This is a genomic window from Pseudomonas sp. UMAB-40, assembly GCF_900095275.1.
Classification (GTDB): Bacteria; Pseudomonadota; Gammaproteobacteria; order Pseudomonadales; family Pseudomonadaceae; genus Aquipseudomonas; species Aquipseudomonas mandelii_B.
Window position 1 is genome coordinate 79,708 of record NZ_LT607572.1, and the last position, 22,135, is coordinate 101,842.

At 59.6% G+C, this 22,135-nt stretch carries 22 protein-coding genes; 8 read left to right on the forward strand and 14 right to left on the reverse strand.

Annotated elements, in window-relative coordinates:
* Nucleotides 1-66: 66 nt before the first annotated feature.
* Nucleotides 67-1,248 (reverse strand): CaiB/BaiF CoA-transferase family protein, encoded by a 1,182-nt coding sequence (locus K0F88_RS26235; RefSeq protein ID WP_219097168.1) that lies wholly within the window; start codon nt 1,246-1,248, stop codon nt 67-69.
* Between the two features lie 144 nt (nt 1,249-1,392).
* On the reverse strand, nt 1,393-2,727 hold the full coding sequence (locus K0F88_RS26240; protein WP_219097169.1) for a dicarboxylate/amino acid:cation symporter: 1,335 nt from the start codon (nt 2,725-2,727) through the stop codon (nt 1,393-1,395).
* Nucleotides 2,728-2,751: 24 nt separating this feature from the next.
* Here K0F88_RS26240 and K0F88_RS26245 point away from each other — a divergent pair, with 24 nt between their 5' ends.
* Nucleotides 2,752-3,075 carry a hypothetical protein gene (locus K0F88_RS26245; RefSeq protein WP_219097170.1) on the forward strand — a complete coding sequence of 108 codons (324 nt, stop codon included), beginning with the start codon at nt 2,752-2,754 and terminating at the stop codon, nt 3,073-3,075.
* Nucleotides 3,068-4,066, forward strand: coding sequence for an AraC family transcriptional regulator (locus K0F88_RS26250; protein ID WP_219097171.1), 999 nt, complete (start codon nt 3,068-3,070; stop codon nt 4,064-4,066). Before K0F88_RS26245 ends, K0F88_RS26250 begins: the two co-directional genes overlap by 8 nt.
* A 148-nt stretch (nt 4,067-4,214) precedes the next feature.
* On the opposite strand, the gene K0F88_RS26255 is transcribed toward K0F88_RS26250, so the two are convergent.
* From K0F88_RS26255 to K0F88_RS26265, 3 genes are all read right to left on the reverse strand, one after another.
* Entirely contained in the window at nt 4,215-5,561 is a 1,347-nt protein-coding gene (locus tag K0F88_RS26255) for an ATP-binding protein (RefSeq protein ID WP_219097172.1), read from the reverse strand.
* Nucleotides 5,558-6,235, reverse strand: coding sequence for a response regulator (locus K0F88_RS26260; RefSeq protein ID WP_219097173.1), 678 nt, complete (start codon nt 6,233-6,235; stop codon nt 5,558-5,560). The genes K0F88_RS26255 and K0F88_RS26260 overlap by 4 nt, the downstream gene beginning before the upstream one ends.
* A gap of 164 nt (nt 6,236-6,399) precedes the next feature.
* Complete coding sequence (locus K0F88_RS26265) at nt 6,400-7,002, reverse strand: hypothetical protein (protein ID WP_094471139.1); 603 nt, start codon at nt 7,000-7,002, stop codon at nt 6,400-6,402.
* A 147-nt stretch (nt 7,003-7,149) separates the two neighbouring features.
* Here K0F88_RS26265 and K0F88_RS26270 point away from each other — a divergent pair, with 147 nt between their 5' ends.
* Both K0F88_RS26270 and K0F88_RS26275 read left to right on the forward strand, forming a co-directional pair.
* The gene (locus K0F88_RS26270; protein ID WP_094471138.1) at nt 7,150-7,941 is read left to right on the forward strand and encodes a dienelactone hydrolase family protein; all 792 of its coding nucleotides are present in this window, start codon (nt 7,150-7,152) and stop codon (nt 7,939-7,941) included.
* Nucleotides 7,942-8,103: 162 nt separating this feature from the next.
* On the forward strand, nt 8,104-8,829 hold the full coding sequence (locus tag K0F88_RS26275; RefSeq protein ID WP_219097174.1) for a 4'-phosphopantetheinyl transferase: 726 nt from the start codon (nt 8,104-8,106) through the stop codon (nt 8,827-8,829).
* A gap of 24 nt (nt 8,830-8,853) precedes the next feature.
* Here K0F88_RS26275 and K0F88_RS26280 read toward each other — a convergent pair whose 3' ends face one another.
* The 3 genes from K0F88_RS26280 to K0F88_RS32600 all read right to left on the reverse strand — a co-directional run bounded on the left by K0F88_RS26280 (nt 8,854) and on the right by K0F88_RS32600 (nt 11,707).
* On the reverse strand, nt 8,854-10,464 hold the full coding sequence (locus K0F88_RS26280; protein WP_219097175.1) for an ATP-binding protein: 1,611 nt from the start codon (nt 10,462-10,464) through the stop codon (nt 8,854-8,856).
* A complete protein-coding gene (locus K0F88_RS26285) occupies nt 10,461-11,174 on the reverse strand; it encodes a response regulator (RefSeq protein ID WP_219097176.1) in 714 nt (237 codons plus the stop codon). Before K0F88_RS26285 ends, K0F88_RS26280 begins: the two co-directional genes overlap by 4 nt.
* 398 nt (nt 11,175-11,572) lie before the next feature.
* The gene (locus tag K0F88_RS32600) at nt 11,573-11,707 is read right to left on the reverse strand and encodes a hypothetical protein (RefSeq protein ID WP_255142588.1); all 135 of its coding nucleotides are present in this window, start codon (nt 11,705-11,707) and stop codon (nt 11,573-11,575) included.
* 199 nt (nt 11,708-11,906) lie between these two features.
* Here K0F88_RS32600 and K0F88_RS26290 point away from each other — a divergent pair, with 199 nt between their 5' ends.
* Nucleotides 11,907-14,801, forward strand: coding sequence for a ribonucleoside-diphosphate reductase subunit alpha (locus K0F88_RS26290; RefSeq protein WP_219097177.1), 2,895 nt, complete (start codon nt 11,907-11,909; stop codon nt 14,799-14,801).
* Nucleotides 14,802-15,104: 303 nt separating this feature from the next.
* Here K0F88_RS26290 and flgE read toward each other — a convergent pair whose 3' ends face one another.
* From flgE to K0F88_RS26320, 6 genes are all read right to left on the reverse strand, one after another.
* A complete protein-coding gene (flgE, locus tag K0F88_RS26295) occupies nt 15,105-16,421 on the reverse strand; it encodes a flagellar hook protein FlgE (protein ID WP_219097178.1) in 1,317 nt (438 codons plus the stop codon).
* A 31-nt stretch (nt 16,422-16,452) separates the two neighbouring features.
* The gene (gene flgD, locus K0F88_RS26300; RefSeq protein WP_094471132.1) at nt 16,453-17,175 is read right to left on the reverse strand and encodes a flagellar hook assembly protein FlgD; all 723 of its coding nucleotides are present in this window, start codon (nt 17,173-17,175) and stop codon (nt 16,453-16,455) included.
* 15 nt (nt 17,176-17,190) lie between these two features.
* Complete coding sequence (flgC, locus tag K0F88_RS26305) at nt 17,191-17,634, reverse strand: flagellar basal body rod protein FlgC (protein WP_010457154.1); 444 nt, start codon at nt 17,632-17,634, stop codon at nt 17,191-17,193.
* A gap of 3 nt (nt 17,635-17,637) precedes the next feature.
* Nucleotides 17,638-18,045, reverse strand: coding sequence for a flagellar basal body rod protein FlgB (gene flgB / locus K0F88_RS26310; protein WP_010457156.1), 408 nt, complete (start codon nt 18,043-18,045; stop codon nt 17,638-17,640).
* A gap of 383 nt (nt 18,046-18,428) precedes the next feature.
* Nucleotides 18,429-19,256 carry a protein-glutamate O-methyltransferase CheR gene (gene cheR / locus K0F88_RS26315; RefSeq protein ID WP_010457158.1) on the reverse strand — a complete coding sequence of 276 codons (828 nt, stop codon included), beginning with the start codon at nt 19,254-19,256 and terminating at the stop codon, nt 18,429-18,431.
* A gap of 46 nt (nt 19,257-19,302) precedes the next feature.
* Nucleotides 19,303-20,235 (reverse strand): chemotaxis protein CheV, encoded by a 933-nt coding sequence (locus K0F88_RS26320; protein WP_219097179.1) that lies wholly within the window; start codon nt 20,233-20,235, stop codon nt 19,303-19,305.
* Between the two features lie 82 nt (nt 20,236-20,317).
* Between K0F88_RS26320 and flgA the strand changes: the two genes are divergently transcribed.
* The 3 genes from flgA to K0F88_RS26335 all read left to right on the forward strand — a co-directional run bounded on the left by flgA (nt 20,318) and on the right by K0F88_RS26335 (nt 22,087).
* A complete protein-coding gene (gene flgA / locus K0F88_RS26325; RefSeq protein WP_219097180.1) occupies nt 20,318-21,079 on the forward strand; it encodes a flagellar basal body P-ring formation chaperone FlgA in 762 nt (253 codons plus the stop codon).
* A gap of 165 nt (nt 21,080-21,244) precedes the next feature.
* Nucleotides 21,245-21,571 carry a flagellar biosynthesis anti-sigma factor FlgM gene (flgM, locus tag K0F88_RS26330; protein WP_109633993.1) on the forward strand — a complete coding sequence of 109 codons (327 nt, stop codon included), beginning with the start codon at nt 21,245-21,247 and terminating at the stop codon, nt 21,569-21,571.
* 48 nt (nt 21,572-21,619) lie between these two features.
* A complete protein-coding gene (locus tag K0F88_RS26335) occupies nt 21,620-22,087 on the forward strand; it encodes a flagella synthesis protein FlgN (protein WP_094471126.1) in 468 nt (155 codons plus the stop codon).
* Nucleotides 22,088-22,135 lie beyond the last annotated feature (48 nt).

Below are 22,135 nucleotides of genomic sequence, written 5' to 3' on the forward strand. Positions count from 1 at the left end.
CAAATGTAGTGAACGCCTCAAACCACTGTGGGAGCGGGCTTGCCCGCGATGAGGCCCGAAAAGGCGCTAGAGAATCACCTTGGCTCGCCGCAATTCCTCGATCCGCTCAGCACTCATCCCCAACTCCGCCAACACCTGATCCGTATGCTGCCCCAACACCGATCCAATATGCCGCGGCGCCGGCAACCCCTCGGAAAACTTCAACGGGCAGGCCATCTGCGCCTGAGTCGAACCATCCCCCCGCGGCACCTCCGTCACCAACGCCCGCGCCTGCAACTGCGGATGCTGCACCGCCTCGCCGACACTCAGCACCGGCTCGACACACGCATCGACCCCGGCAAACAACTCGCACAACTGCGCAAAGTCATGCTTCTCGAATTCGGCTTTCAACTCATTTTTCAGCGCCTGTTGCTCGGAGGGTTTGGGCGACAGGCCCTTGGCCGCCAGTTCCGGTCGTCCCAACGCCGTACACAGTTGCTGCATGAAGGCCGATTCCAGACTGCCCACCGATAACCAGCGCCCGTCCCGCGAACGGTAGTAGTCGTAGAAGCTGCCGCCATTGAGCATCTGATCCTCCCTGCCCGGCTCCACGCCACAGGCCAGGTACCCGGCGCCGGCCATGGCGTTCAGGCTGAACGCGCAGTCGGTCATGCTCACATCCAGATGCTGCCCCACCCCGCTGTGCTGGCGAGCAATCACCGCCGCCAGCAACCCGATCACCCCATGCAGCGAGCCGCCGGCGACATCTGCCACCTGCATGCCCAATGGCAGCGGCCCGCTCTCGGTGCGGCCGGTGTAGCTGGCCAGCCCCGCCAGCGCCAGGTAGTTGATGTCGTGACCGGCGCGGTCCTTGTAGGGGCCGGTCTGGCCGTAACCGGTAATCGACACGTAGATCAGCCGAGGATTGATCGCCTTCAACGCTTCATAACCCAGGCCCAGGCGTTCCATCACACCGGGGCGGAACTGCTCCAGCACGATGTCGTGGTCCGCCAGCAATTGCTTGATCACCTCCAGCGCCTCGGGCTGCTTGAGGTCCAGCGCCAGGCTGCGCTTGTTGCGATTGAGGTAGGCGTGACTGGCCGACACCCCCTGATCGTGCGGCGGCAACACCCGCAGCAAATCCATGCGGGTCGGTGATTCGATGCGCAAGACTTGCGCGCCCATGTCCGCCAGCAACAACGAGGCAAACGGCCCCGGCAGCAGCGTCGAGAAATCCAGAACCTTGAGTGATGCCAGTGGACCGGGCATGAGCGACCTCCGTGAACGATGTCTTCAGCCTAGGCAGGCAAACGCATTGCAGCAATCACCCGAAGTGTCAGTAGCTGTGACCGTTACGCTCAAATCCCGGGCAAGAAAAAACCCGCCGAAGCGGGTTTTTCATGACAGCGAGTCTTACTTGACGTTGCTAGGGGTTGGGCCTTCGGCCACGCCCAGGTCGTCTTCTTCACGCTCGTCGGAGATACCGCGACCGCCAGAAGCCAGCTCGGATTGCAGTACGTCGGTGTCCAGCTCCTTGACCCACTTGGCCACAACGATGGTGGCAACGGCGTTGCCGACCAGGTTGGTCAGGGCACGGGCTTCGGACATGAAGCGGTCGATACCGAGGATCAGTGCCAGGCCGGCAACCGGCAGGTGGCCAACGGCGGACAAGGTGGCGGCCAACACGATGAAGCCACTACCCGTCACGCCAGCAGCGCCTTTGGAGGAGAGCAGCAACACCACCAGCAGGGTGATCTGGTGGGTGATGTCCATGTGGGTGTCAGTTGCCTGGGCAATGAACACGGCCGCCATGGTCAGGTAGATCGCAGTACCGTCCAGGTTGAACGAGTAACCGGTCGGGATCACCAGACCCACCACGGATTTCTTCGCGCCCAGACGCTCCATCTTGATCAGCATGCGTGGCAGTACCGATTCCGAGGAGGAAGTACCCAGCACGATCAGCAGTTCTTCACGGATGTAGCGAATCATTTTCAGGACGCTGAAGCCGTGAGCGCGAGCGATACCGCCCAGCACCACCAGGACGAACAGCAGGCACGTGATGTAGAAGCAGGCCATCAGCTGACCCAGTTGCACCAGCGAACCGACACCATAGGCACCGATGGTGAACGCCATGGCACCGAAGGCACCGATCGGCGCGAGCTTCATGATCATGTTGATGATGTTGAACATCACGTGGGCGAAGCGATCAATGAAGTCCAGGATCGGCTTGCCGTAGGCACCCAGGCGATGCAGGGCGAAACCGAAGATCACCGAGAACATCAGCACTTGCAGGATATCGCCCGTGGCGAACGCGCCAACGATGGTGGACGGGATCACGTTCAGCAGGAAGCCGACGACGCTTTGATCAGCACCGGCCGCTACATATTGAGCGACTTTGGAGGCATCCAGCGTGGTCACGTCGATGTGCATGCCGTTGCCCGGCTGGACGATGTTGACCACCACCAGACCGACCAGCAAAGCGATGGTCGAAACGATTTCGAAGTAGAGCAGCGCATAACCGCCGGTCTTGCCGACCGACTTCATGTTCTGCATGCCCGCGATACCACTGACGACGGTGCAGAAAATGATGGGGGCGATGATCATTTTGATCAGTTTGATGAACCCGTCACCCAGCGGCTTGAGGGCCACACCGGTCTGCGGGTAGAAGTGACCGAGCAGGATGCCGATGGCAATAGCAACGATCACCTGGAAATACAGGGATTTATACAGTGGCTGACGAGTCGTCATTGCAAAGTTCCTCAAGAGTGCCCGGTGACAACATCCATCTGTTGCCATAGACACTTCAATTGCGAACCCTCCTGCACTGGAGGGATTTGTTTTGTCGAGCTGCGCAATGGCAGGCATCTGCTCGTTGTATCGCAAGGCTCGTGCCACCTTCGTCAAAAAGCCTGCAAGCCTTTTGACATCAAGGGTTACAGGTTCAACCTTGTCACCGACCGGTTACAACAATGTGGCGGGTTTCCGCCCATCGACCAGACCTCGTCCTACAATTTGGCGGATATCCGCCTGTTCATCATCAAGACTGGCGACTACCATCCGTCGTTCAATGGGACGGAACTGCCCTGCCATGCGTGAACGCACCATCGCCAGTCATTTCGCCCGTGCCGTCTTAGGTGGCGCGCGCCGGCTGGGTTATGACTACTCAAATCTGCTGCAACAACTCGGCATCAGCCCCGAGTTGCTGGATGAACCGCGGGCGCGGATTGCGCCGGAGCAGTTCACGCGACTGATCCAGGGTTTGTGGCTGGCCCTCGACGACGAGTACCTCGGTTTTGGGCCGACGCCGAGTAAAACCGGCACCTTCGCGATGATGTGCCACGCCGTGATCCACTGCCGCAACCTCGAAAAAGCTCTGCATCGCGGCTTATTGTTTTATAGCCTATTCCCCGAGGGTCCGCGCCTGACCCTGACCCGCGAAGACGAAATGATCCGCCTGAGCCTCGATGACTCGAAGTTCCAGGACCCGGACCATTTCCTCACCGAAAGCCAATTGATGGTGTGGCATCGCCTCGGCAGCTGGCTGATCGGCCAGCGCATTCGGCTGGAGCAGGCGACGTTCAGTTACCCAAGGCCCGAGCACGGCGCCGAATACGACTTGCTGTTCCCCTGCCCCATGGTGTTTTCCACGGCGCAGAGCAGCCTGCTGTTCCACAGCCGCTACCTGCACATGCCGTTGTTGCAGGACGAGCGCACCCTCAAGCATTTCCTCCAACATTCCCCCGCCGACCTGCTGTCGCGCCCGGATGATGGCGACAGTTTGAGCAGCCAGCTGCGCCGTTTGCTCAGCCGCGACAGTGCACGCTGGCCGGACCTGGAAGCGGTGGCCGCGCACCTGCACATCAGCCCGCAGACCTTGCGTCGGCACTTGCGTGAGGAAGGGTCGAGTTTTCAGGAGTTGAAGGATCAGTTGCGCCGGGACATTGCGATTTATCACCTGGGCCGGGCGGATCTGTCGTTGCAGCAGATTGCCGAGCAGCTAGGGTTTTCCGAGCCTTCGGCGTTTCATCGGGCGTTCAAGAAGTGGACCGGGTTGACGCCGGGTGCCTATCGCGCGCAAGAGAACTGATGTGTGGGGTGAATTCACTGGCCTCATCGCGGGCAAGACCGCTCCCACAGTGATTTGAGTCGTTCACAACATCTGTATTCGAAGCAACTACCTGTGGGAGCGGGCTTGCCCGCGATGAGGACCGAAAGAACACCACCAAACCCTGCGATCAAACCACCGGAAAATGAATCCGGAACGCCGCCCCGCCCATCGGCGAATCCCCCAGCGTCAGCTTCGCGCTGTAGCTCTCGATAATGTCCTTGACCACCGCCAACCCGATCCCCTGCCCCGGATGCTGGCGATCCAGCCGCTCGCCCCTTTGCAGAATCCGCGCGCGCTGATCCGGCGGTACGCCCGGCCCGTCATCCTCAACGCATAACTCAACCCCGGCGAGGGTTTCGCGCACGCTGATGCGCACTTCGCTCAGGCACAGGCGATAGGCGTTTTCCAACAGATTGCCCATCATTTCCAGCAAGGCGCCCTGTTCGATCGGCACGTAACACTGATCCGGCAAATCGAAAGCAACGCGCACGCGTTTGTCGCGGTAGACCTTGTCCAGCGTGTCGCACAGGCTTTGCAGCACCGGTTGCAGGCGCACCTGATGGCGCACCAGACCGCTTTTGCGCAGGCTGGCGCGTTGCAGTTGGTAGCCGATCTGCTGGCTCATGCGTTCGATCTGGGTTTGCAGCACCCAGGCCTGATCGCGGTTTTCCGGGCGCTGGGCCATGTCTTCGCTGACCCCTTGCAGCACGGTCAGCGGGGTTTTCAGGCTGTGGGCGAGGTCGTCGAGGGAGTCGCGGTAGCGGCTGCGCTGTTCGCGTTCGCTGTGCAGCAAGCGGTTAAGCGAGCCGGTCAGGCGCAGCAGTTCGCGCGGGTGTTGTTCGCTGAGGCTTTCGCGGGCGCCGCTTTCGATTTCGTCGAGTTCCTGACTGAGCCGACGCAAGGCCTGCAAGCCCCAGGTCAGGCCGATCCATAGCAGCGCCAGCAACACCAGCAACGCGGCGCCGAAACCGAGGTAGAGGTTTTCGCGCAGGCCTTCGAGGGTCACTTCGTATTCGTGCACCGGTTGCAGGGCGACGATGCTGAACGCCGCGCTTTTACCGCTGAGCAGTTTGACTTCGACGTCGTAGACGAAGAATTCCTGACCGTCGGCCTCGCTAATGCGCGCGAACTCATTGCCGCGTCCGTCGTAACGCGGTTTGTAGTTGATCTTCTCTTCGCCGGTGGCCTTCGAGCGCCAGACCAAATGACCTTCACGGTCATAGATGTAGCCGAGCAAGCGGCTGTCAGTCAGGTTGAAGCGCTCATCGGGCAACTGCGCCGGCATCTGCAGGGCGTTGTTTTCCACCCGTGCGGCGGAAATCAACGTGTTCACGTCCGATGCCAGGCGTTGCTCGATGGAATCCTGCAACGCCAGGCTGAACGCGCCCTGCATCGCCGGCAGCAACGCCAGCATGAACAGCACCGCCAGGGTGGTGGCGGCAAGCATCAAGCGGACACGAAGAGAACGAATCAACTGCAGCGCTCATTGAACAGGTAGCCGAGGCCACGCACGGTGTCGATCGGTTTGAAACCGGCCGGGCCTTCGAGCTTGCGGCGCAGACGGCCAACCAGCACTTCGATGACGTTCGGATCGCGCTCGTCGTCGTCCGGGTACAGCTGCTCCATCAAGCGGTCCTTGGCCACCACTTGCTGGTGATGCCGCATCAGGTACTCGAGGATTCGGTACTCGTAGGCGGTCAGCGCCAGCGGTTGTTCATCCAGGGACGCCTGTTTGCGATTGAGGTCCAGCAGCAGCGGCCCGGCGACGATGGTCGACTGGGTGAAACCGCTGGAGCGGCGCAGCAAGGCATTCAGGCGCGCGTCGAGTTCTTCGAACTGGAACGGCTTGACCACGTAATCGTCGGCGCCGGCGGCGAGGCCTTCGACCTTGTCCTGCCAGTTGCCGCGAGCGGTGAGGATCAGGATCGGGAAGGTTTTGCCGCGCGAGCGCAGATGACGGATCAGGTCGAGCCCGCTCATGCCCGGCAGGCCGAGGTCGATCACCGCCAGGTCGTGGTTGAACTGCTCGGTCTGGTACAGCGCCTCCTCGGCGTTGGCCACGGACTCGACCACGTGGCCGCTGTCCGTCAGGCGGGTTTGCAGGTGATGGCGCAACAGCGCTTCATCTTCAACGACCAGCAGTTTCATAACGCTCTCCTAGGCAAATCGTTATCTCCAGCAGCACAGCTCTCAGTTACACCGCGAAACCTGTGGGAGCGGGCTTGCTCGCGAAAGCGGCGTGTCAGGCAACATCAATGTCGACTGTGCCGCCGTCTTCGCGAGCAAGCCCGCTCCCACAAGGGTTGCGCCTATCAGAAAGCGTAGTTCGCCGACAGGTACGTCTGGGCGCTGCTGGTCAGGTCCAGCGAACCCTGTTTGCTGCCACCGCGCTCGCTCATCTCGGTGCTGGCGTTGCTGCGCAGGTAACGGTAACCCATCTCGACCGAGGTGTTTTGCGACACTTGCTGCAATACGCCAACTTGGCCGCCGATGGCGTAACCGATGTTGCTGTCGCGGCTGAAGCCTGGGGACTCCTGGGTCATTTTGGTCAGACCGGCCGTGGCACCGCCGAACAATTTGGTGCTGCCGCCCACCGGGTAGAACAGATCGTAGCTGCCCAACAGGTTTTCCTGACGCAGTTTAATGCCATTGTGCGAGCCCGACACGTTGTCGTAAGTGGCGTAGTAGCGGCCCTGGCTGTTTTGCTGGCCCAGACGCACACCCCAGGTGGTGTCCTTGCCGATCACGCCGTCGGCGTTCGGGCTGTTGAGGTTGTCGTTCAGGGCGTGGGACTTTTTGACCTTGTCGCTGGTCTGTCCAAGAGTAAGGCTGGCGAAATTATCGTCGGAAGCGAAAGCCGCCGCGCTCGCGCCCATGACGGTGAAAGCCAGAAGCAGTTTTTTGAAGTGAGTCATTGGGGAATTTCCTCATGCGCTATTTGCTTTTTGGGTACGGGGCAAGGTTACGCACCCACCCCTGAACTCCCCCTGAACGCACTCTGAACCTAAGCTGAATCAACTCTACCCGGCTGTTTTGATGACTTTTATGCAGGAGATCCGACAATGCGCGTTTTCCTCGCCCTCGTATTACTGGCCTTGAGCGGGCTCAGCCACGCCGCGATCAAGACTCAGGAAATCCCCTATCAGAGCCCCGACGGCACGAAGCTGATCGGCTATTACGCTTACGACGATGCTATTAAAGGCCAACGTCCGGGCGTGGTGGTGGTGCATGAATGGTGGGGCCTCAACGACTACACCAAGCGCCGCGCCCGCGACTTGGCCGGCCTGGGTTACAGCGCGCTGGCCATTGATATGTATGGCGATGGCAAGAACACCGAGCATCCCAAGGACGCCATGGCCTTCATGCAAGCGGCGTCGAAAGACAGTGCGGCGTCCAGCGCCCGCTTCCAGGCCGGGCTCGATTTGCTGAAGAAACAGCCACAGACCAATCCGGATAAAGTCGCTGCCATCGGTTACTGCTTCGGTGGTGCCGTGGTGTTGAATGCAGCGCGTCAAGGCGTACCGCTGGCGGGCGTGGTGAGTTTCCACGGCGCGCTGGCGACCAAAACGCCCGCAACGCCGGGCAGCGTGAAAGCGAAAATCCTGGTGGAACATGGCGCGCTGGACAGCATGGTGACGGCGGATAACGTCGCGGCGTTCAAGGCTGAGATGGACAAGGCCGGGGCCGACTATCAATTCGTCAGCCTTGAGGGCGCCAAGCATGGATTCAGCAATCCGGACGCGGATCGGTTGGGCCATGGCGATCATGGTGGGCCGGATATCGGGTACAGCAAGACGGCGGATGAAAAGTCCTGGGCGGATATGCAGGCGTTCTTCAAGAAGATTTTTGGTTGAACAGATAGACCGCGTCGCTGCCTTCGCGAGCAAGCCCGCTCCCACATTGGATTTGTGTCACGACGAAGATCCAATGTGGGAGCGGGCTTGCTCGCGAATGGCAACACCTCGGTCTAACGTCGGGACTACCCAGCCTGAGAGCAACCCGGCAAAATGCCCGACATGAACCCCACCCCCGCCCTACCCGCCTGCTGCACCCCGCTCGATGCCCATTGGCCGCTGCCGTTTGTGCTGCCTGACACGGTGCTGTTGAGTACGCACTTCGATACCTCGCAACTGGCCAGCGATGATTTCCGGCGCAGCGCCATCGAGCCGCCGGCGAGCATCCAGCGCTCGGTCGCCAAGCGTCAGGCCGAGTTTCTGGCCGGTCGGGTGTGCGCCCGGGCGGCGCTGCAGCAGCTGGAAGGACTGAGTTTCAGCCCGGCCATCGGTGAAGACCGGGCGCCGGTGTGGCCTGCGCATATCAGCGGCTCAATTACCCACAGCACCGGCCGGGCCGCGGCGATTGTCGCGAACAAGACCCACTGGCGTGGATTGGGGATGGACCTGGAAAACCTGCTAAACCCTGAACGGGCCGAGCGCCTGGCCGGGGAAATCCTCACCCCGCCGGAGTTGCAGCGCATGGCCGCAGGTCATCGTGACCAGTTAGCGATGCTGGTCACGCTGACGTTTTCGGTGAAGGAGAGTCTGTTCAAGGCGCTGTATCCGATTGTTCAACAGCGGTTTTATTTTGAACATGCCGAGGTGTTGGAATGGACCGAGGCGGGTGAAGTGCGGCTGCGTTTGCTCACGGACCTGTCCAGCGAATGGCGCAATGGTACGGAGCTGGATGCTCAGTTTGGGGTGGTGGATGGGCAATTGTTGAGTCTGGTCAGTATCAAGGCCTGAGGATTTGCGGTGTATTGAAGGGCCTCATCGCTTCTCCTGATTCCTCGGCCAACTCAGGCTGAAACACGCCCCACCCAGACTCTTGCTCTTGCTGATCAACGCCCGCCCGTCATGCCAATGGATAATCCGTCGCACGATGGAAAGCCCCAAGCCATGCCCGCCCGATGCCCGGGTACGGCTGTCATCAAGGCGCAGGAACGGCGTAAAGATTTTCTCCCAGGCCGACTCCGGCACGCCCGGCCCGTCATCTTCGATGTCTACCCGGCAACGCTGCTGCCCCACCTGATAGCTGACGGTCACCCGCGACGAGGCATGGCGCATGGCGTTGCTCACCAGGTTCTGGATCGCCCGGTGTAAATAGCGCGGCTCGGCCTCGACCCAGGCATCGTCACAATCGGCGGCGGACAGGCACAGCCCGCGCTGCACCGTGACCTCGGCGCGTAACGGTGCCAATTCCTCGATCACTTGATTGACCAACGCATCCAGATCGATCCTCTGGAAATTCAGCGCTGGCGAGCCCTGCTCCAAACGCGCGTAGGTCAGCATCTCGTCCACCAGTTTGTCGAGGTCCTCGATGTCGTGGTCCATGCCTTCGCGGTATTTCTCCAGAGCCTGTGGCGTGGTGGCCGAGCCGATCATCTCCAGGCCAAAACGCAGGCGCGCCACCGGGGTGCGCAATTCGTGGGACACCGCGCGCACCAGTTCACGCTGGATCGCCAGCAACTGTTGCAAGTGCTCGGCCATGCCGTTGAACGCAGAGGCCAGTCGCCCCACCGAGTCCGCGCCGCGCGCCGGCACGCGGGTTTCCAGGCTGCCCTTGGCAATGCGCGTGGCAGCAGCTTCGAGGCCACGCAAGCGGCGCTCAAGTTGGCGCACCAATAAATAGACGATCAAACCGATCAGGCTCAAACCGAGGGCCGCAATCAGCACCAGCCATTCCGGCGGATAAGGATTCATCTGGTACAGCGGGCCAATTTCCAGGACCCACGGCGTGCCGACCATGCCGGCAAACACCCGGATCGAGTCACCGCCCTTGCCCAATGCCATCACCGTGTCGCCTTCGGAGATCCGGCGGCTCTGGTCTTCGTCCATGTCTGCCTGGTCGACGGTGACCAGGCGCAAGTCGAAACCGAAGCCCTTTTCTTGTTTCAATTGCGCCAGGCGCTTGGGCTGTTCAGCCACCGGCACGCGCACCAATTCGTCGGCCAGCAGGTAGATAGTCGCTCGCGCCAGCTGCTCGCTGATCTGCTGGACTTCACCCGTCAGAACCAACTGTTCCTTGTCGCTGACCAGTCGATAGACCTTCGCCGCATGCGGGCCGGTCTGTTCCACCAGCGCCTGGCCGCGCAGCACGCGGGTGCGCTGCGTCAGGTCGAGGTCGGTCTGGGCAAAGGTCTTCAGCGCCAACGGAATCCCGAGCAAACGCTCCCACACCAGCAAGGCGCGGTGGCGTTCGGTTTCGTTCATCGGTTGCAGGTTGTCGGCCATCAACGAGAAGGTGCCGTGCGCCAGGCGTTCGCGGTATTGCTCGCTGCGCACCTGGTTGAGCAGGTGCAAGGCCAGCACGCCGAGCACCGCGACCAGAATCAACGCCGCGCACATGCCGCCGTAGATACGCAGGAAGATCGAGTTCACGGGGTACAGGCTTCCGGGACGAACAGATACCCTTTGCTGCGGATGGTTTTAATGAGTCGCGGATGCTCCGGGTCGTCGCCTATTTTCGGGCGGATGCGCGAGATGCGCACGTCGATGGAGCGATCCTGGCCGTCATAGCCAATGCCGCGCAGGGCGGTGAAAATCTCTTCCCGAGACAGGATGCGCCCGGCGTTGGCCACCAGCAGCCACAGCAGATCAAACTCAGCGCTGGTCAGTTCGATGCCGTTGTCATTCAACCAAGCCTCGCGCAAGGCGTTGTCCACCACCAGCGGGCCGAACTGCAGACGCCGTTGTTTTTCCGGGGCCACTTCAGGGGCTTCACTGCGGCGCAACAGCGCCTGGATGCGCGCCAGCAGCAGACGCGGGCGCACCGGTTTGCACACGTAATCGTCGGCGCCCAGGTCCAGACCAAGAATTTGATCGGTATCGTCGGTGCGGGCGGTGAGCATCAGGATCGGACCGTCATACTTGTCGCGGACCTTGCGGCAGATGCTCAGGCCATCTTCGCCCGGCAGCATCAGGTCGAGGATCACCAGGTCCGGCTTTTCATTAATGATGCGGGCCGCAGCCAGGGCGCCATTGCCCTCAATCGATACGCGCAGGCCATTGGCTTCCAGGTAATCGCGGGTCAGTTCGGCCAGACGCTGGTCGTCCTCCACAATCAATATCTGCCAGGCTTCTTGCTCCACGGTGACCTCTGCTTGCCAACAACACTTATAAGGAAGGATCCGCCCGTCTTTTTGTAATGATTGGGGAGGATAAGAATGCGTACACACTGGCCGATTGTATAAACGCCGAACGCCGAGAACACAAGCCGGCAAATGCGTTCGGACAACCTGGTTTTTTGTGATAGGGTTCGCGCCCTTAAAAATCCGAATGACTGTTTTCAGTCGCTGAAAATCAGTGAAAAACGGCCCGCTCCAGCTAGGTCGCGGCCTACACGCCTGTTCCCTGTTTCACACACAATTTACGCACAGGTTTATCCACAGGTAGTACGTTGCAACACCCTCCAAAACGCATTATCTTGTAGCCCGGCGCCAAAAAAACCCTACATGTAGGGTTTTCGCTTAAATAGCCCAACCACATTTCAGACCAGAAACTCAAGCGCTTTATTGCTGATTCCGGTTGAACCAAGCGTGTTTTTGAAAGCCCAAACCGCACCTGCGGATGGCACCGTTTTTTGAGGCCAGAACAGCCAGAACGGTACGGGTGTTGCAGTCATTACTGTCACCCTGAATGGAATCCGGTTTCGAGCCCTGGCTCGCGACCAAAGACTTCGGCAAGGAAGCGGCATCATTAGCCTTTTCCTACTGTCCCGAAGTTGTTATGCCCGACGCCCGTCGGTTGTAGTGCTTCAGGACAGAACGGTGGGCACCATGAAGGTGCTCAAACAAACATAGAGAATGTGGAGACACTCCCCCATGCAAACCGACACAACTCGCGAGAACCCGCAGGGCACCTTGCCGCAGGCCGCTGATTCGACTTCGGATCTGTCCGCCACCGCGCCTGGCCAACTGCGCGTGATCAAGCGTAACGGCACTGTCGTTCCTTATACCGATGACAAGATCACCGTCGCGATCACCAAAGCGTTTCTCGCAGTTGAGGGCGGCACCGCTGCCGCTTCGTCGCGAATCCATGACACCGTTGCCCGTCTGACCGAACAAGTCACCGCGACCTTCAAGCGTCGCATGCCGTCGGGCGGCACCATCCACATCGAAGAAATCCAGGACCAGGTCGAACTGGCCCTGATGCGTGCCGGCGAGCAGAAAGTGGCCCGCGACTACGTGATCTACCGTGACGGTCGTTCGAAAGAACGCGCCGCCCACGCACCGGCCGAGGAAGCGGTCAACGCTCACCCGTCGATCCGCATCACCCGCGCAGATGGCACCTTTGCTCCTCTGGACATGGGCCGCTTGAACACCATCGTCACCGAAGCGTGCGAAGGCCTGGAAGAAGTCGACGGCGACCTGATCCAGCGCGAAACCCTGAAAAACCTGTACGACGGTGTGGCCCTGACCGACGTCAACACCGCCCTGGTGATGACCGCCCGTACCCTGGTCGAGCGTGAGCCGAACTACTCGTTCGTGACCGCCCGCCTGCTGATGGACACCCTGCGTGCCGAAGGCCTGAGCTTCCTGGAAGTTGCCGAAAGCGCGACCCACCACGAGATGGTCGACCTGTACGCCAAGGCCCTGCCTTCGTACATCGCCAAGGGTATCGAATTCGAATTGCTGAACCCGGTCCTGGCCACCTTTGACCTGGAAAAACTCGGCAAGGCGATCAACCACGAGCGCGATCAGCAGTTCACCTACCTGGGCCTGCAAACCCTGTACGACCGTTACTTCATCCACAAGGACGGTATCCGTTTCGAACTGCCGCAGATCTTCTTCATGCGCGTGGCCATGGGCCTGGCGATCGAAGAGAAGAACAAGGAAGACCGTGCGATCGAGTTCTACAACCTGTTGTCGTCCTTCGACTACATGTCGTCGACTCCGACCCTGTTCAACGCCGGTACCCTGCGTCCACAGCTGTCCAGCTGCTACCTGACCACCGTGCCGGATGACCTGTCGGGCATCTACCACGCGATCCACGACAACGCCATGTTGTCGAAATTTGCCGGCGGCCTGGGCAACGACTGGACCCCTGTTCGTGCATTGGGCTCGTACATCAAGGGCACCAACGGCAAATCCCAGGGCGTCGTACCGTTCCTGAAAGTGGTGAACGACACCGCCGTCGCCGTCAACCAGGGTGGCAAGCGCAAAGGCGCTGTCTGTGCCTACCTGGAAACCTGGCACATGGACATCGAAGAGTTCATCGAACTCCGTAAGAACACCGGTGATGATCGTCGTCGTACCCACGACATGAACACCGCCAACTGGATCCCTGACCTGTTCATGAAGCGCGTCTTCGATGACGGCCCGTGGACCCTGTTCTCGCCGTCCGAAGTACCGGACCTGCACGACCTGACCGGCAAGGCCTTCGAAGAGCGTTACGAGTACTACGAAGCTCTGTCCCAGTACCCAGGCAAGATCAAGCTGTTCAAGACCATCCAGGCCAAAGACCTGTGGCGCAAAATGCTGTCCATGCTGTTTGAAACCGGCCACCCATGGCTGACCTTCAAAGACCCGTGCAACCTGCGCAGCCCGCAGCAGCACGTCGGCGTGGTCCACAGCTCGAACCTGTGCACCGAGATCACCTTGAACACCAACAAGGACGAGATCGCCGTTTGCAACCTGGGCTCGATCAACCTGCCGAACCACATCGTCAACGGCAAGCTGGACACCGCCAAGCTGGAACGCACCGTGAACACCGCCGTTCGCATGCTCGATAACGTCATCGACATCAACTACTACTCGGTGCCACAAGCGAAGAACTCCAACTTCAAGCATCGTCCGGTCGGCCTGGGCATCATGGGCTTCCAGGACGCTCTGTACCTGCAGCACATTCCTTACGGTTCCGACGCAGCCGTCGAGTTCGCCGACAAGTCCATGGAAGCGGTGAGCTACTACGCGATCCAGGCTTCCTGCGACCTGGCCGACGAGCGCGGCGCCTACGAGACGTTCCAGGGTTCGCTGTGGTCCAAAGGCATCCTGCCACTGGATTCGCAACAGATCCTGATAGAGCAACGTGGCCAGAAGTACATCGACGTTGACCTGAACGAATCCCTGGACTGGGCACCGGTTCGTGCCCGCGTGCAGAAAGGCATTCGTAACTCCAACATCATGGCCATCGCACCGACCGCGACCATCGCCAACATCACTGGCGTATCGCAGTCGATCGAACCGACCTACCAGAACCTCTACGTGAAATCGAACCTGTCGGGCGAATTCACCGTGATCAACCCGTACCTGGTTCGGGACCTGAAGGCTCGCGGCCTGTGGGACTCGGTCATGATCAACGACCTGAAGTACTACGACGGTTCGGTACAACAGATCGAGCGCATCCCGCAAGAACTCAAAGAGCTCTACGCGACCGCGTTCGAAGTGGACACCAAGTGGATCGTTGACGCGGCAAGCCGTCGTCAGAAGTGGATCGACCAGGCTCAGTCGCTGAACCTGTACATCGCTGGCGCATCGGGCAAGAAGCTGGACGTGACCTACCGCATGGCCTGGTACCGTGGTCTGAAAACCACTTACTACCTCCGTGCCCTGGCCGCGACCAGCACCGAGAAGTCGACCATCAACACCGGCAAGCTGAACGCTGTTTCCAGCGGCGGCAACCACGGTGAAGATTCGGTCCTGGCAGCACCGGCCGGCCCTGCTCCAGTGCCGAAGGCTTGCGCCATCGACGAGCCGGATTGCGAAGCTTGCCAATAAGCTGAGCCGGTGAGCGCTGAAAGGCGCTTACCTGGATAACCCCCGATCAGTCCTCTGGATTGGTCGGGGGTTTTCTTTTGCCTGAAGGAAAGTGGTGGCCGGGCTGACGCCTTCGCCGGCAAACCTCGCTCAGGGGACCGAGTTGGCTCGGAGGAATGCGATCAACTGTAGGAGTGAGCCTGCTCCGGGCGGCGTTCCGACGATGAGGCCAGCACTGATAACCAAGATGTCTACGCCAGGGACAAATCCCGGCCATAAAAAAGCCCCTCTGGCGAGGGGCTCTTTATTCAGCGCTAACCTGCATCAGGTCATCTGAATGATCGTCTGCATGATGGTGCTCTGGGTGGAGATGGTCTTGGCGTTCGCCTGGTAGTTGCTCTGCGCCTTGATCAAATCAACCAGTTCGTTGGTCAGGTTGACGTTGGACTCTTCCAGGGAGTTGGACACCACCGCACCCAGCGTACCGGTTTTCGGTGCATCGACACCCGCCACACCCGAAGCGAAGGTTTCTTTCCAGCGGGTACCGCCGATTGGCTGCAGGCCTTGCTCGTTGGCGAAGCTGGCGACCGCTACCTGGCCGATGGCCTTGGTTTGCTGGTTGCTGAAGTTGGCGGTCATGACACCGCTTTCGTCGATGGTCAGGCTGGCAATCTGGCCGGTGGCATAACCGTCCTGGTACTGCGCAGTACGGGCGGTTGGCGAAGCGTAGGAGGTGGTTTTGGTCATGTCGAACGCAATACCGCCGGCGGCTGCGTCCGAGCCGTTCAGGGCCCAGGTTGGCGGGTTGGAATTTGGGTTAACCAACACGCCCGGCTTCCAGCCTGTCATGGTCAGGGTGTTGCCGACTTTAGTCCAGCCTGCACCGGCCGTCAGCGTCTTGATGCTGCCATCAGGGTTGAAGGTGATGTCGGCAGTGATTGGCACCTGAGGAACGGCAGTCGGGTCCGTTGGGCTACGACCGTCCATGTAGGTGTAAACGGTCCAGGAGTTGGATGCCGCATTTTTTACGTAGTACTGATCCATCCTGTGCTCGTTACCTTGGGTGTCGTACACAGGGGTGGAAATGGTTTTGTTGTAGCTATTGGTGTCTTTGACGTTGAACGGCGTCACTGTCGGCAGTGGGTCCGACGAGTTCAGGTTCAGCGTCTGATCGATACGGGTCGTGGCATGTGGCGCCAGGCTTGAGGTGTCGATTTTCAGGTCGGTCAGCACACCGTTGATGATCTTGCCGTTGGCATCAACGCCATAACCCTGCAAGCGGTTACCGTTGTTGTCGACCACGTAGTTTTCAGCGTCAGTCTTGAACGCGCCGGCACGGGTGTAGCTCAGGGAGCCGTTGTCGCTGAGGATGAAGAAACCGTTGCCCTGGATACCCATGTCCAGCACGTTGCCGGTGTTGTTCACGTCGCCCTGGCCGAACTGCTGGGAAACGTTGGCCAGACGCACGCCGTTGCCGATGGTCTTGCTGCCGGTACCCAGGCGCGTGGCCGAGTACACGTCTTCGAATTCTGCACGGGACGATTTGAAACCGGTGGTCGCTACGTTGGCGATGTTGTTGCCGGTCACGTCCAGTTGTTTGTTGGCTGCATAGAGACCGCTAAGGCCGATATTGAAAGACATATTCCACTCCTTTGTGCCGTGTTAGTCGGCTCTATATACCAATGGTTTGTACTTTGGACAGGGCAACACTGCCCAGGCCTGCCAGGTTCAGCATCAACTCACCGCCGGTCTGGCTGATGGTCACACTGTTGACGGTTGCCGGCAGGTAAGTCACCAGCGAGGTCGCCTTGCTGTCATAGGTCGCGGTGGCGGCAAATTTGTACTTGCCGGCCTTGGCCACTTCGCCTGCATCGTTCTTGCCGTCCCAGATGAAGCTGGCGTTGCCGGCCTTCTGGCTGCCAAGGTCGATGGTGCGAATCACTTTGCCATCGGCGTCGGTGATCTTGATCGTCACCGGATCCACCGATGCCGGAACCACGGCCGTGCCGTTGAAGCTCTTGGAGGTATCGACGACCGCTGTGTCGGTCTGCGCGACCACTGAGCGGCCCACCAGCGAAGACGCTTGCAGCGCTTGCGACGAGTTGTAGTTGCCGGCAATGCCGCTGACCGTATCGTTCAGCGTGGTGATGCCTTCCAGGCTACTGAACTGTGCCAGCTGAGCGACGAAGTCACCGTTGTCCTGAGGCTCGAGCGGGTTCTGGTTTTTCAGCTGGGTGACCAGCAATTGCAGGAACGCATCCTTGCCCAACGCCTTCTTGCCGGTAGCGCTGTTGGTCGCCGAGGTCAGGCCGTCGGCGCTGGTGTTGGTCTTGACCGACGAATTGGCCAAGACATCCTTGATGTTCACGCCGCTGGTGGTATCGGTAACACTCATCTGAGTCGCCCCTTATCACTGACCGAGGGTCAGGACCTTCTGCATCATGGTTTTGGCGGTGTTCATCATTTCGGCGTTGGTCTGGAACGAGCGACTGGCGGAAATCATGTCGGCCATTTCTTCGACGACGTTGACGTTCGGGTAGTAGACGTAGCCCTTGGCATCGGCGGCCGGATGGTTTGGCTCGTAACGCGCATCAAGGTTGCTCTGGTCTTCGACCACGCCCAGCACTTGCACGCCTTGACCGGCGGCGTCCTGGTTCTGGAACAGCGAATCGCTGCCGCCGCTCTGGCCGCCCTGGAACATGGTGGCGAACACCGGGTGACGGGCGCGATAGGTCTGGTCGATGCTCGACGAGACGGTTTCGGCGTTGGCGATGTTCGAGGCCACGGTGTTCAAGCGCGTGGTCTGCGCACTCATGCCGCTACCGGCAATGTTGAAAACACTGGATAGAGACATGAATTACTCTCCGCGCAGGGCTGACATCAGCCCTTTGAATTTGCTGTTGAGCAGGGTGAAGCTGGCCTGGAAGCCGACGGCGTTTTCCGCGTAGTTCGACTGTTCCAGTTGGGCGTCCACGGTGTTCTGGTCGATCGACGGCTGCATCGGCGTGCGATACATCAGCGACTCGTCGCCATTGCCCAGGCCTTCGGCTTCGATATGACGGTTGTTGGTCATGTTCAAGGCAAAAGTACCGCCCTTGGTTTTCTCGTTCTGTGCGGCGAGCACTTTGGAGAACTCCAGGTCCCGAGCCTTGTAGTTCGGGGTGTCGGCGTTGGCGATGTTGTTGGCCAGGACTTCGGCACGCTGCGCGCGGAAGCCCAAGGCTTGTTCGTGGATACCGAGCGCTTTATCGAAGCTGATGCTCATGTCGGGAAACCTTCGGGTGACCTGATTTTTCGTATCAGAGACATAGCAAGCGGCGTGCCAATTCAAAAAAGCCCGGAAACCGGGGCTTTGCCGGCAGTGGCAAGGCGGCAATGCCAGAAAAGCGGCAACCGATGTCCGCCGTCTGCCGCTTTTCTGCCGCTTATCCCCTCTAAAGAACACCACCACCCCCTGTGGGAGCGAGCTTGCTCGCGATGGCGTCGTGTCTGCCGACATCTGCATGGTCTGACCCACCGCAATCGCGAGCAAGCTCGCTCCCACAGGGTTCAGCGGTGTTGGTGAGATATTGGCAGGCAAAAAAAAATTGGCAGGCAAAAAAAACGGGAGCCGCTGAGGGCTCCCGTTTTTTTGATGCTGCCAACGAATCACTTCGCCTGGTAAATGATCCCCGGGCTGCACTGGACCATCTGGTAATGATCCGGCAAACCGTTCAGCGCTTCGGAGGCGCCGAGGAACAGATAACCGCCTGGCTTGAGCGTGCTGTGAATACGCAACAGGATGTCTTTCTTCACCTCGGCGGAGAAGTAGATCAGCACGTTGCGGCAGAACACGATGTCGAACTTGCCCAGGGCCGCATAGCTGTCCAGCAGGTTGAACGAGCGAAACTCCACGCGGCTCTTGATCGGCGCCTTGATCGCCCAGCGCCCCGGCCCTTTGGGGTCGAAGTAACGCTGAAGGCGCTCGGGCGACAGGCCACGGCCGATGGCCAGGCTGTCGTACTCGCCGGTCTTGCAGTTGGTCAGCATGGTGCCGGACAAGTCGGTCGCGACGATTTGCGCGCCCATCTTCAACTGGCCCATGTTGACGCGCTCGAACTCATCGATGGACATCGACAGCGAATACGGTTCCTGACCCGACGAGCACGCCGCCGACCAGATCCGCAGGCGCTGGCCGGGGGCCGCCTTGATCGCTTCGGGCAACACCTTGTTCTTCAAGACTTCAAACGGATAGGTGTCACGAAACCACAGGGTTTCGTTGGTGGTCATGGCATCCACCACCATCTCGCGCAAACCGCTGCGCGGCTGGGTCTGGATGCGCTGAACCAGCTCACCCAGGGACTTGATGCCTTGCTGCTCCATCAGTTTGTTGAGACGGCTCGAGACCAGGTACTGCTTGTTTTCACCGAGCAAAATGCCACAGGCTTTTTCCAGGAATACCCGGAACTGTTCGAAATCCAAATTACCCGTAGACAAAGATGCCGCCTCTTAAATCGTGTTAATCACCAGGGGCAGAAGGCCCCTAGCTGATATCTGCTGCTTTGATCCGGTCGACTACCCGGGATGCCAGGTCATCAGGACGGAATTTGGCAAGGAAGTCATCCGCGCCGACCTTCTTGACCATTGCCTGATTGAATACACCCGACAACGAAGTATGCAGGATGATATGAAGCTTTTGCATGCGCGGGTCGTTGCGGATCTCGGCCGTCAGGGTGTACCCGTCCATTTCCGGCATCTCGATGTCGGAAATCATCATCAGGAACTCTTCTTCCGGCTTCTTGCCCTCATCGACCAGCTTGCGCAAGTAATCCAGCGCTTGCCTGCCGTCGTTCAATGCCACCACTTCGACGCCGACCGTTTGCAGACAACGAGTCACCTGCTTGCGCGCCACCGACGAGTCATCGACCGTCAACACCCGCAAGGACAGCGCCTTGTGCTGGGTTTCGACATCCACCACGCCGACCGAAATCGCTTCCGGTGTCGGCGCCACTTCTGCCAGCACTTTCTCGACGTCGATGATTTCGACTAACTGATTGTCGACCCGAGTCACAGCTGTCAGGTAATGATCGCGTCCCGTGCCCTTGGGTGGCGGATGAATCTCCTCCCAGTTCATGTTGACGATGCGCTCCACCGAGCGCACCAGGAAACCCTGGGTCTTGGTGTTGTACTCCGTGATGATCACGAACGGGTTGCTTTGATCTTTAAGGGCGCCGGAGCCGGTCGCCATTGCCAGATCAAGAATCGGAATGGTCGCCCCCCGGATACTTGCCACACCGCACACGACAGGACTGGACTTGGGCATCAGGGTCAGTTTGGGGCATTGCAGCACTTCCCGAACCTTGAACACGTTGATCCCATACAGCTGCTGGCCGTCGAGACGGAACAACAACAGCTCAAGGCGATTCTGCCCAACCAATTGCGTGCGCTGGTTTACTGCATCCATTACACCAGCCATGCACAGACTCCTACACCAACGCTTAAGTGTGTTGCGACGCACGTTCATTGCTAAACGGCACGGCGCTTGCTTTTTAACTCTTATGAACACAGAACCGACATTTTTCCGACGCCTGACATCAACCTTCCGCAAATTGCTTTGCGCGATGTCGGCCGTTTGCCTGTTCAACGCTGGCAGCCCTGCCCTTGCTGACGCGGTTACCTTGCCTGACATGCTTATCGGCGTCACTCAGGGCTTTCTTGAGTTCACCGTAGAAGACTATTTGGCTACGAGTCAAACGGAAGGTCGCTACGAAATCGAGGTCAACCAGCTCGATCCGCGACTGCGCATGCCCATGTGCGACAAGGAATTGACAGCCACCCTTGAGAGCCCGGCGACCCCGATCGGGCGGGTCACGGTCAAGGTCCGCTGCGACAGCACATCCCCTTGGACAGTCTTCGTGCCCGCTCAAGTCCGCCTGTTTCGGGACGTTGTCACCACCACCCGACCGCTCAAACGCGCCGGGGTCATCGAGCCAGGCGACGTCATGCTGCGCGAGCGGGACATCAGCCTGATCAACCAGGGTTATTTCACTTCCCTGGAACAAGCCGTGGGGCAGAAACTTACCCGACCAACGGTCGCCAATCAGGTCCTGACGCTGGTCCATCTCGAACAGGCGGAAGTCATCAGCAAGGGCGATCAAGTGGTGATTACCGCCCGCAGTGGTACGCTCAGCGTGCGTATGCCGGGCGAAGCCCTATCCAACGGCGGCCTGCGTGAACAGATTCGTGTGAAAAACCTCAACTCCCAACGGGTCATCAAGGCGCAAGTCACCGCGCCGGGCCAGGTGGAAGTGGCCATGTAGTACGATCTGCTGGTGAAAGATGGCGCGCCGCCCGGCGGTTCCCTAAACTGTGCTGCAGGCAGGACAAGCGCTGACGCATGCAAGCTCATTGATAAATGGGCCTAAAGTTTTCGCAGGGAGAGCCGAAAACATGGCAAGCGTCCAAATACCCAGAGGTTTTTTATCATGGTCATCGATTTCAGCCGTTTGAACAGCTCCTCGTCACTTACCGGTAGTACGCGTACCAGCACCGCGAAGGAAACCGCCGAAACCGGCAAATCCGCGCCGCTGAATACCCCGGCCGAACAGGCCAGTACCGCCAAAAGCGGGGAATCGGTACACCTCAGCAATGAGGCTCAACAGTTGCAGAAGGTCACTGACAAGCTGCGCGATCAGCCTGCCGTCGATAACGCCCGCGTGGCCGAGTTGAAAGCAGCGATTGCCGATGGCAGCTATAAAGTCGACAGCAACCGTGTAGCCAGCAAACTGCTCAACTTCGAAGCCCAGCGCTAGGCCACGGCCTGCGCCAGGCTTTTGGACGCTTAAACCCCAAGGCCAGCCATGCACGACACTAATTTACTGCAACTGATCACCGACGACTTTGCTCCAGCGCAATACCTGCTGGAGTTACTGCAAACCGAGTCCCTCGCCTTGCACGGTCGCGACATGCCGCTGCTCGAAGATATTCTGGCGCAGAAACAGGCAATGATCATTCTGCTTGAACAGCATGGCCGCAAGCGCAGTGAAATCCTCGCCAGCCTGAATCTGCCGACCGATCGCAGTGGCTTGGAGCAACTTGCCAGCCAGTCGAGCATCGGCGATCAATTGCTGGAACAGAGCGAGAAATTGACCGATCTGCTGGCTCAATGCCAGGCGGCCAACGTCAATAATGGCCAGTCGATCCTGGTCCAGCAGGCCGCCACGGCCAACCAGCTGAAAATCCTCACCGGCGGCGAACCGCCAGCGCTTTACGATGCCCGCGGATCAACCTCCATGCTCGCGAAGCCGCGCCCGCTTAGTCAGGCTTGAGCCTGTTAATGAGCACGCTCTATCAAGACGCCTCACATGCTGGCAGTA

Bases quoted from the DNA above. Each gene is read 5' to 3' on its own strand.
- K0F88_RS26260 (WP_219097173.1), bottom strand. From the start codon at position 6,235: ATGAAACTGCTGGTCGTTGAAGATGAAGCGCTGTTGCGCCATCACCTG.
- flgE (WP_219097178.1), bottom strand. From the start codon at position 16,421: ATGTCTTTCAATATCGGCCTTAGCGGTCTCTATGCAGCCAACAAACAA.
- flgM (WP_109633993.1), top strand. From the start codon at position 21,245: ATGGTCATCGATTTCAGCCGTTTGAACAGCTCCTCGTCACTTACCGGT.
- flgA (WP_219097180.1), top strand. From the start codon at position 20,318: ATGAACACAGAACCGACATTTTTCCGACGCCTGACATCAACCTTCCGC.
- K0F88_RS26335 (WP_094471126.1), top strand. From the start codon at position 21,620: ATGCACGACACTAATTTACTGCAACTGATCACCGACGACTTTGCTCCA.
- flgD (WP_094471132.1), bottom strand. From the start codon at position 17,175: ATGAGTGTTACCGATACCACCAGCGGCGTGAACATCAAGGATGTCTTG.
- K0F88_RS26270 (WP_094471138.1), top strand. From the start codon at position 7,150: ATGCGCGTTTTCCTCGCCCTCGTATTACTGGCCTTGAGCGGGCTCAGC.
- K0F88_RS26320 (WP_219097179.1), bottom strand. From the start codon at position 20,235: ATGGCTGGTGTAATGGATGCAGTAAACCAGCGCACGCAATTGGTTGGG.
- flgB (WP_010457156.1), bottom strand. From the start codon at position 18,045: ATGAGCATCAGCTTCGATAAAGCGCTCGGTATCCACGAACAAGCCTTG.
- K0F88_RS26275 (WP_219097174.1), top strand. From the start codon at position 8,104: ATGAACCCCACCCCCGCCCTACCCGCCTGCTGCACCCCGCTCGATGCC.
- K0F88_RS32600 (WP_255142588.1), bottom strand. From the start codon at position 11,707: ATGACTGCAACACCCGTACCGTTCTGGCTGTTCTGGCCTCAAAAAACG.
- K0F88_RS26235 (WP_219097168.1), bottom strand. From the start codon at position 1,248: ATGCCCGGTCCACTGGCATCACTCAAGGTTCTGGATTTCTCGACGCTG.
- K0F88_RS26250 (WP_219097171.1), top strand. From the start codon at position 3,068: ATGCGTGAACGCACCATCGCCAGTCATTTCGCCCGTGCCGTCTTAGGT.
- K0F88_RS26265 (WP_094471139.1), bottom strand. From the start codon at position 7,002: ATGACTCACTTCAAAAAACTGCTTCTGGCTTTCACCGTCATGGGCGCG.
- K0F88_RS26290 (WP_219097177.1), top strand. From the start codon at position 11,907: ATGCAAACCGACACAACTCGCGAGAACCCGCAGGGCACCTTGCCGCAG.
- K0F88_RS26240 (WP_219097169.1), bottom strand. From the start codon at position 2,727: ATGACGACTCGTCAGCCACTGTATAAATCCCTGTATTTCCAGGTGATC.
- flgC (WP_010457154.1), bottom strand. From the start codon at position 17,634: ATGTCTCTATCCAGTGTTTTCAACATTGCCGGTAGCGGCATGAGTGCG.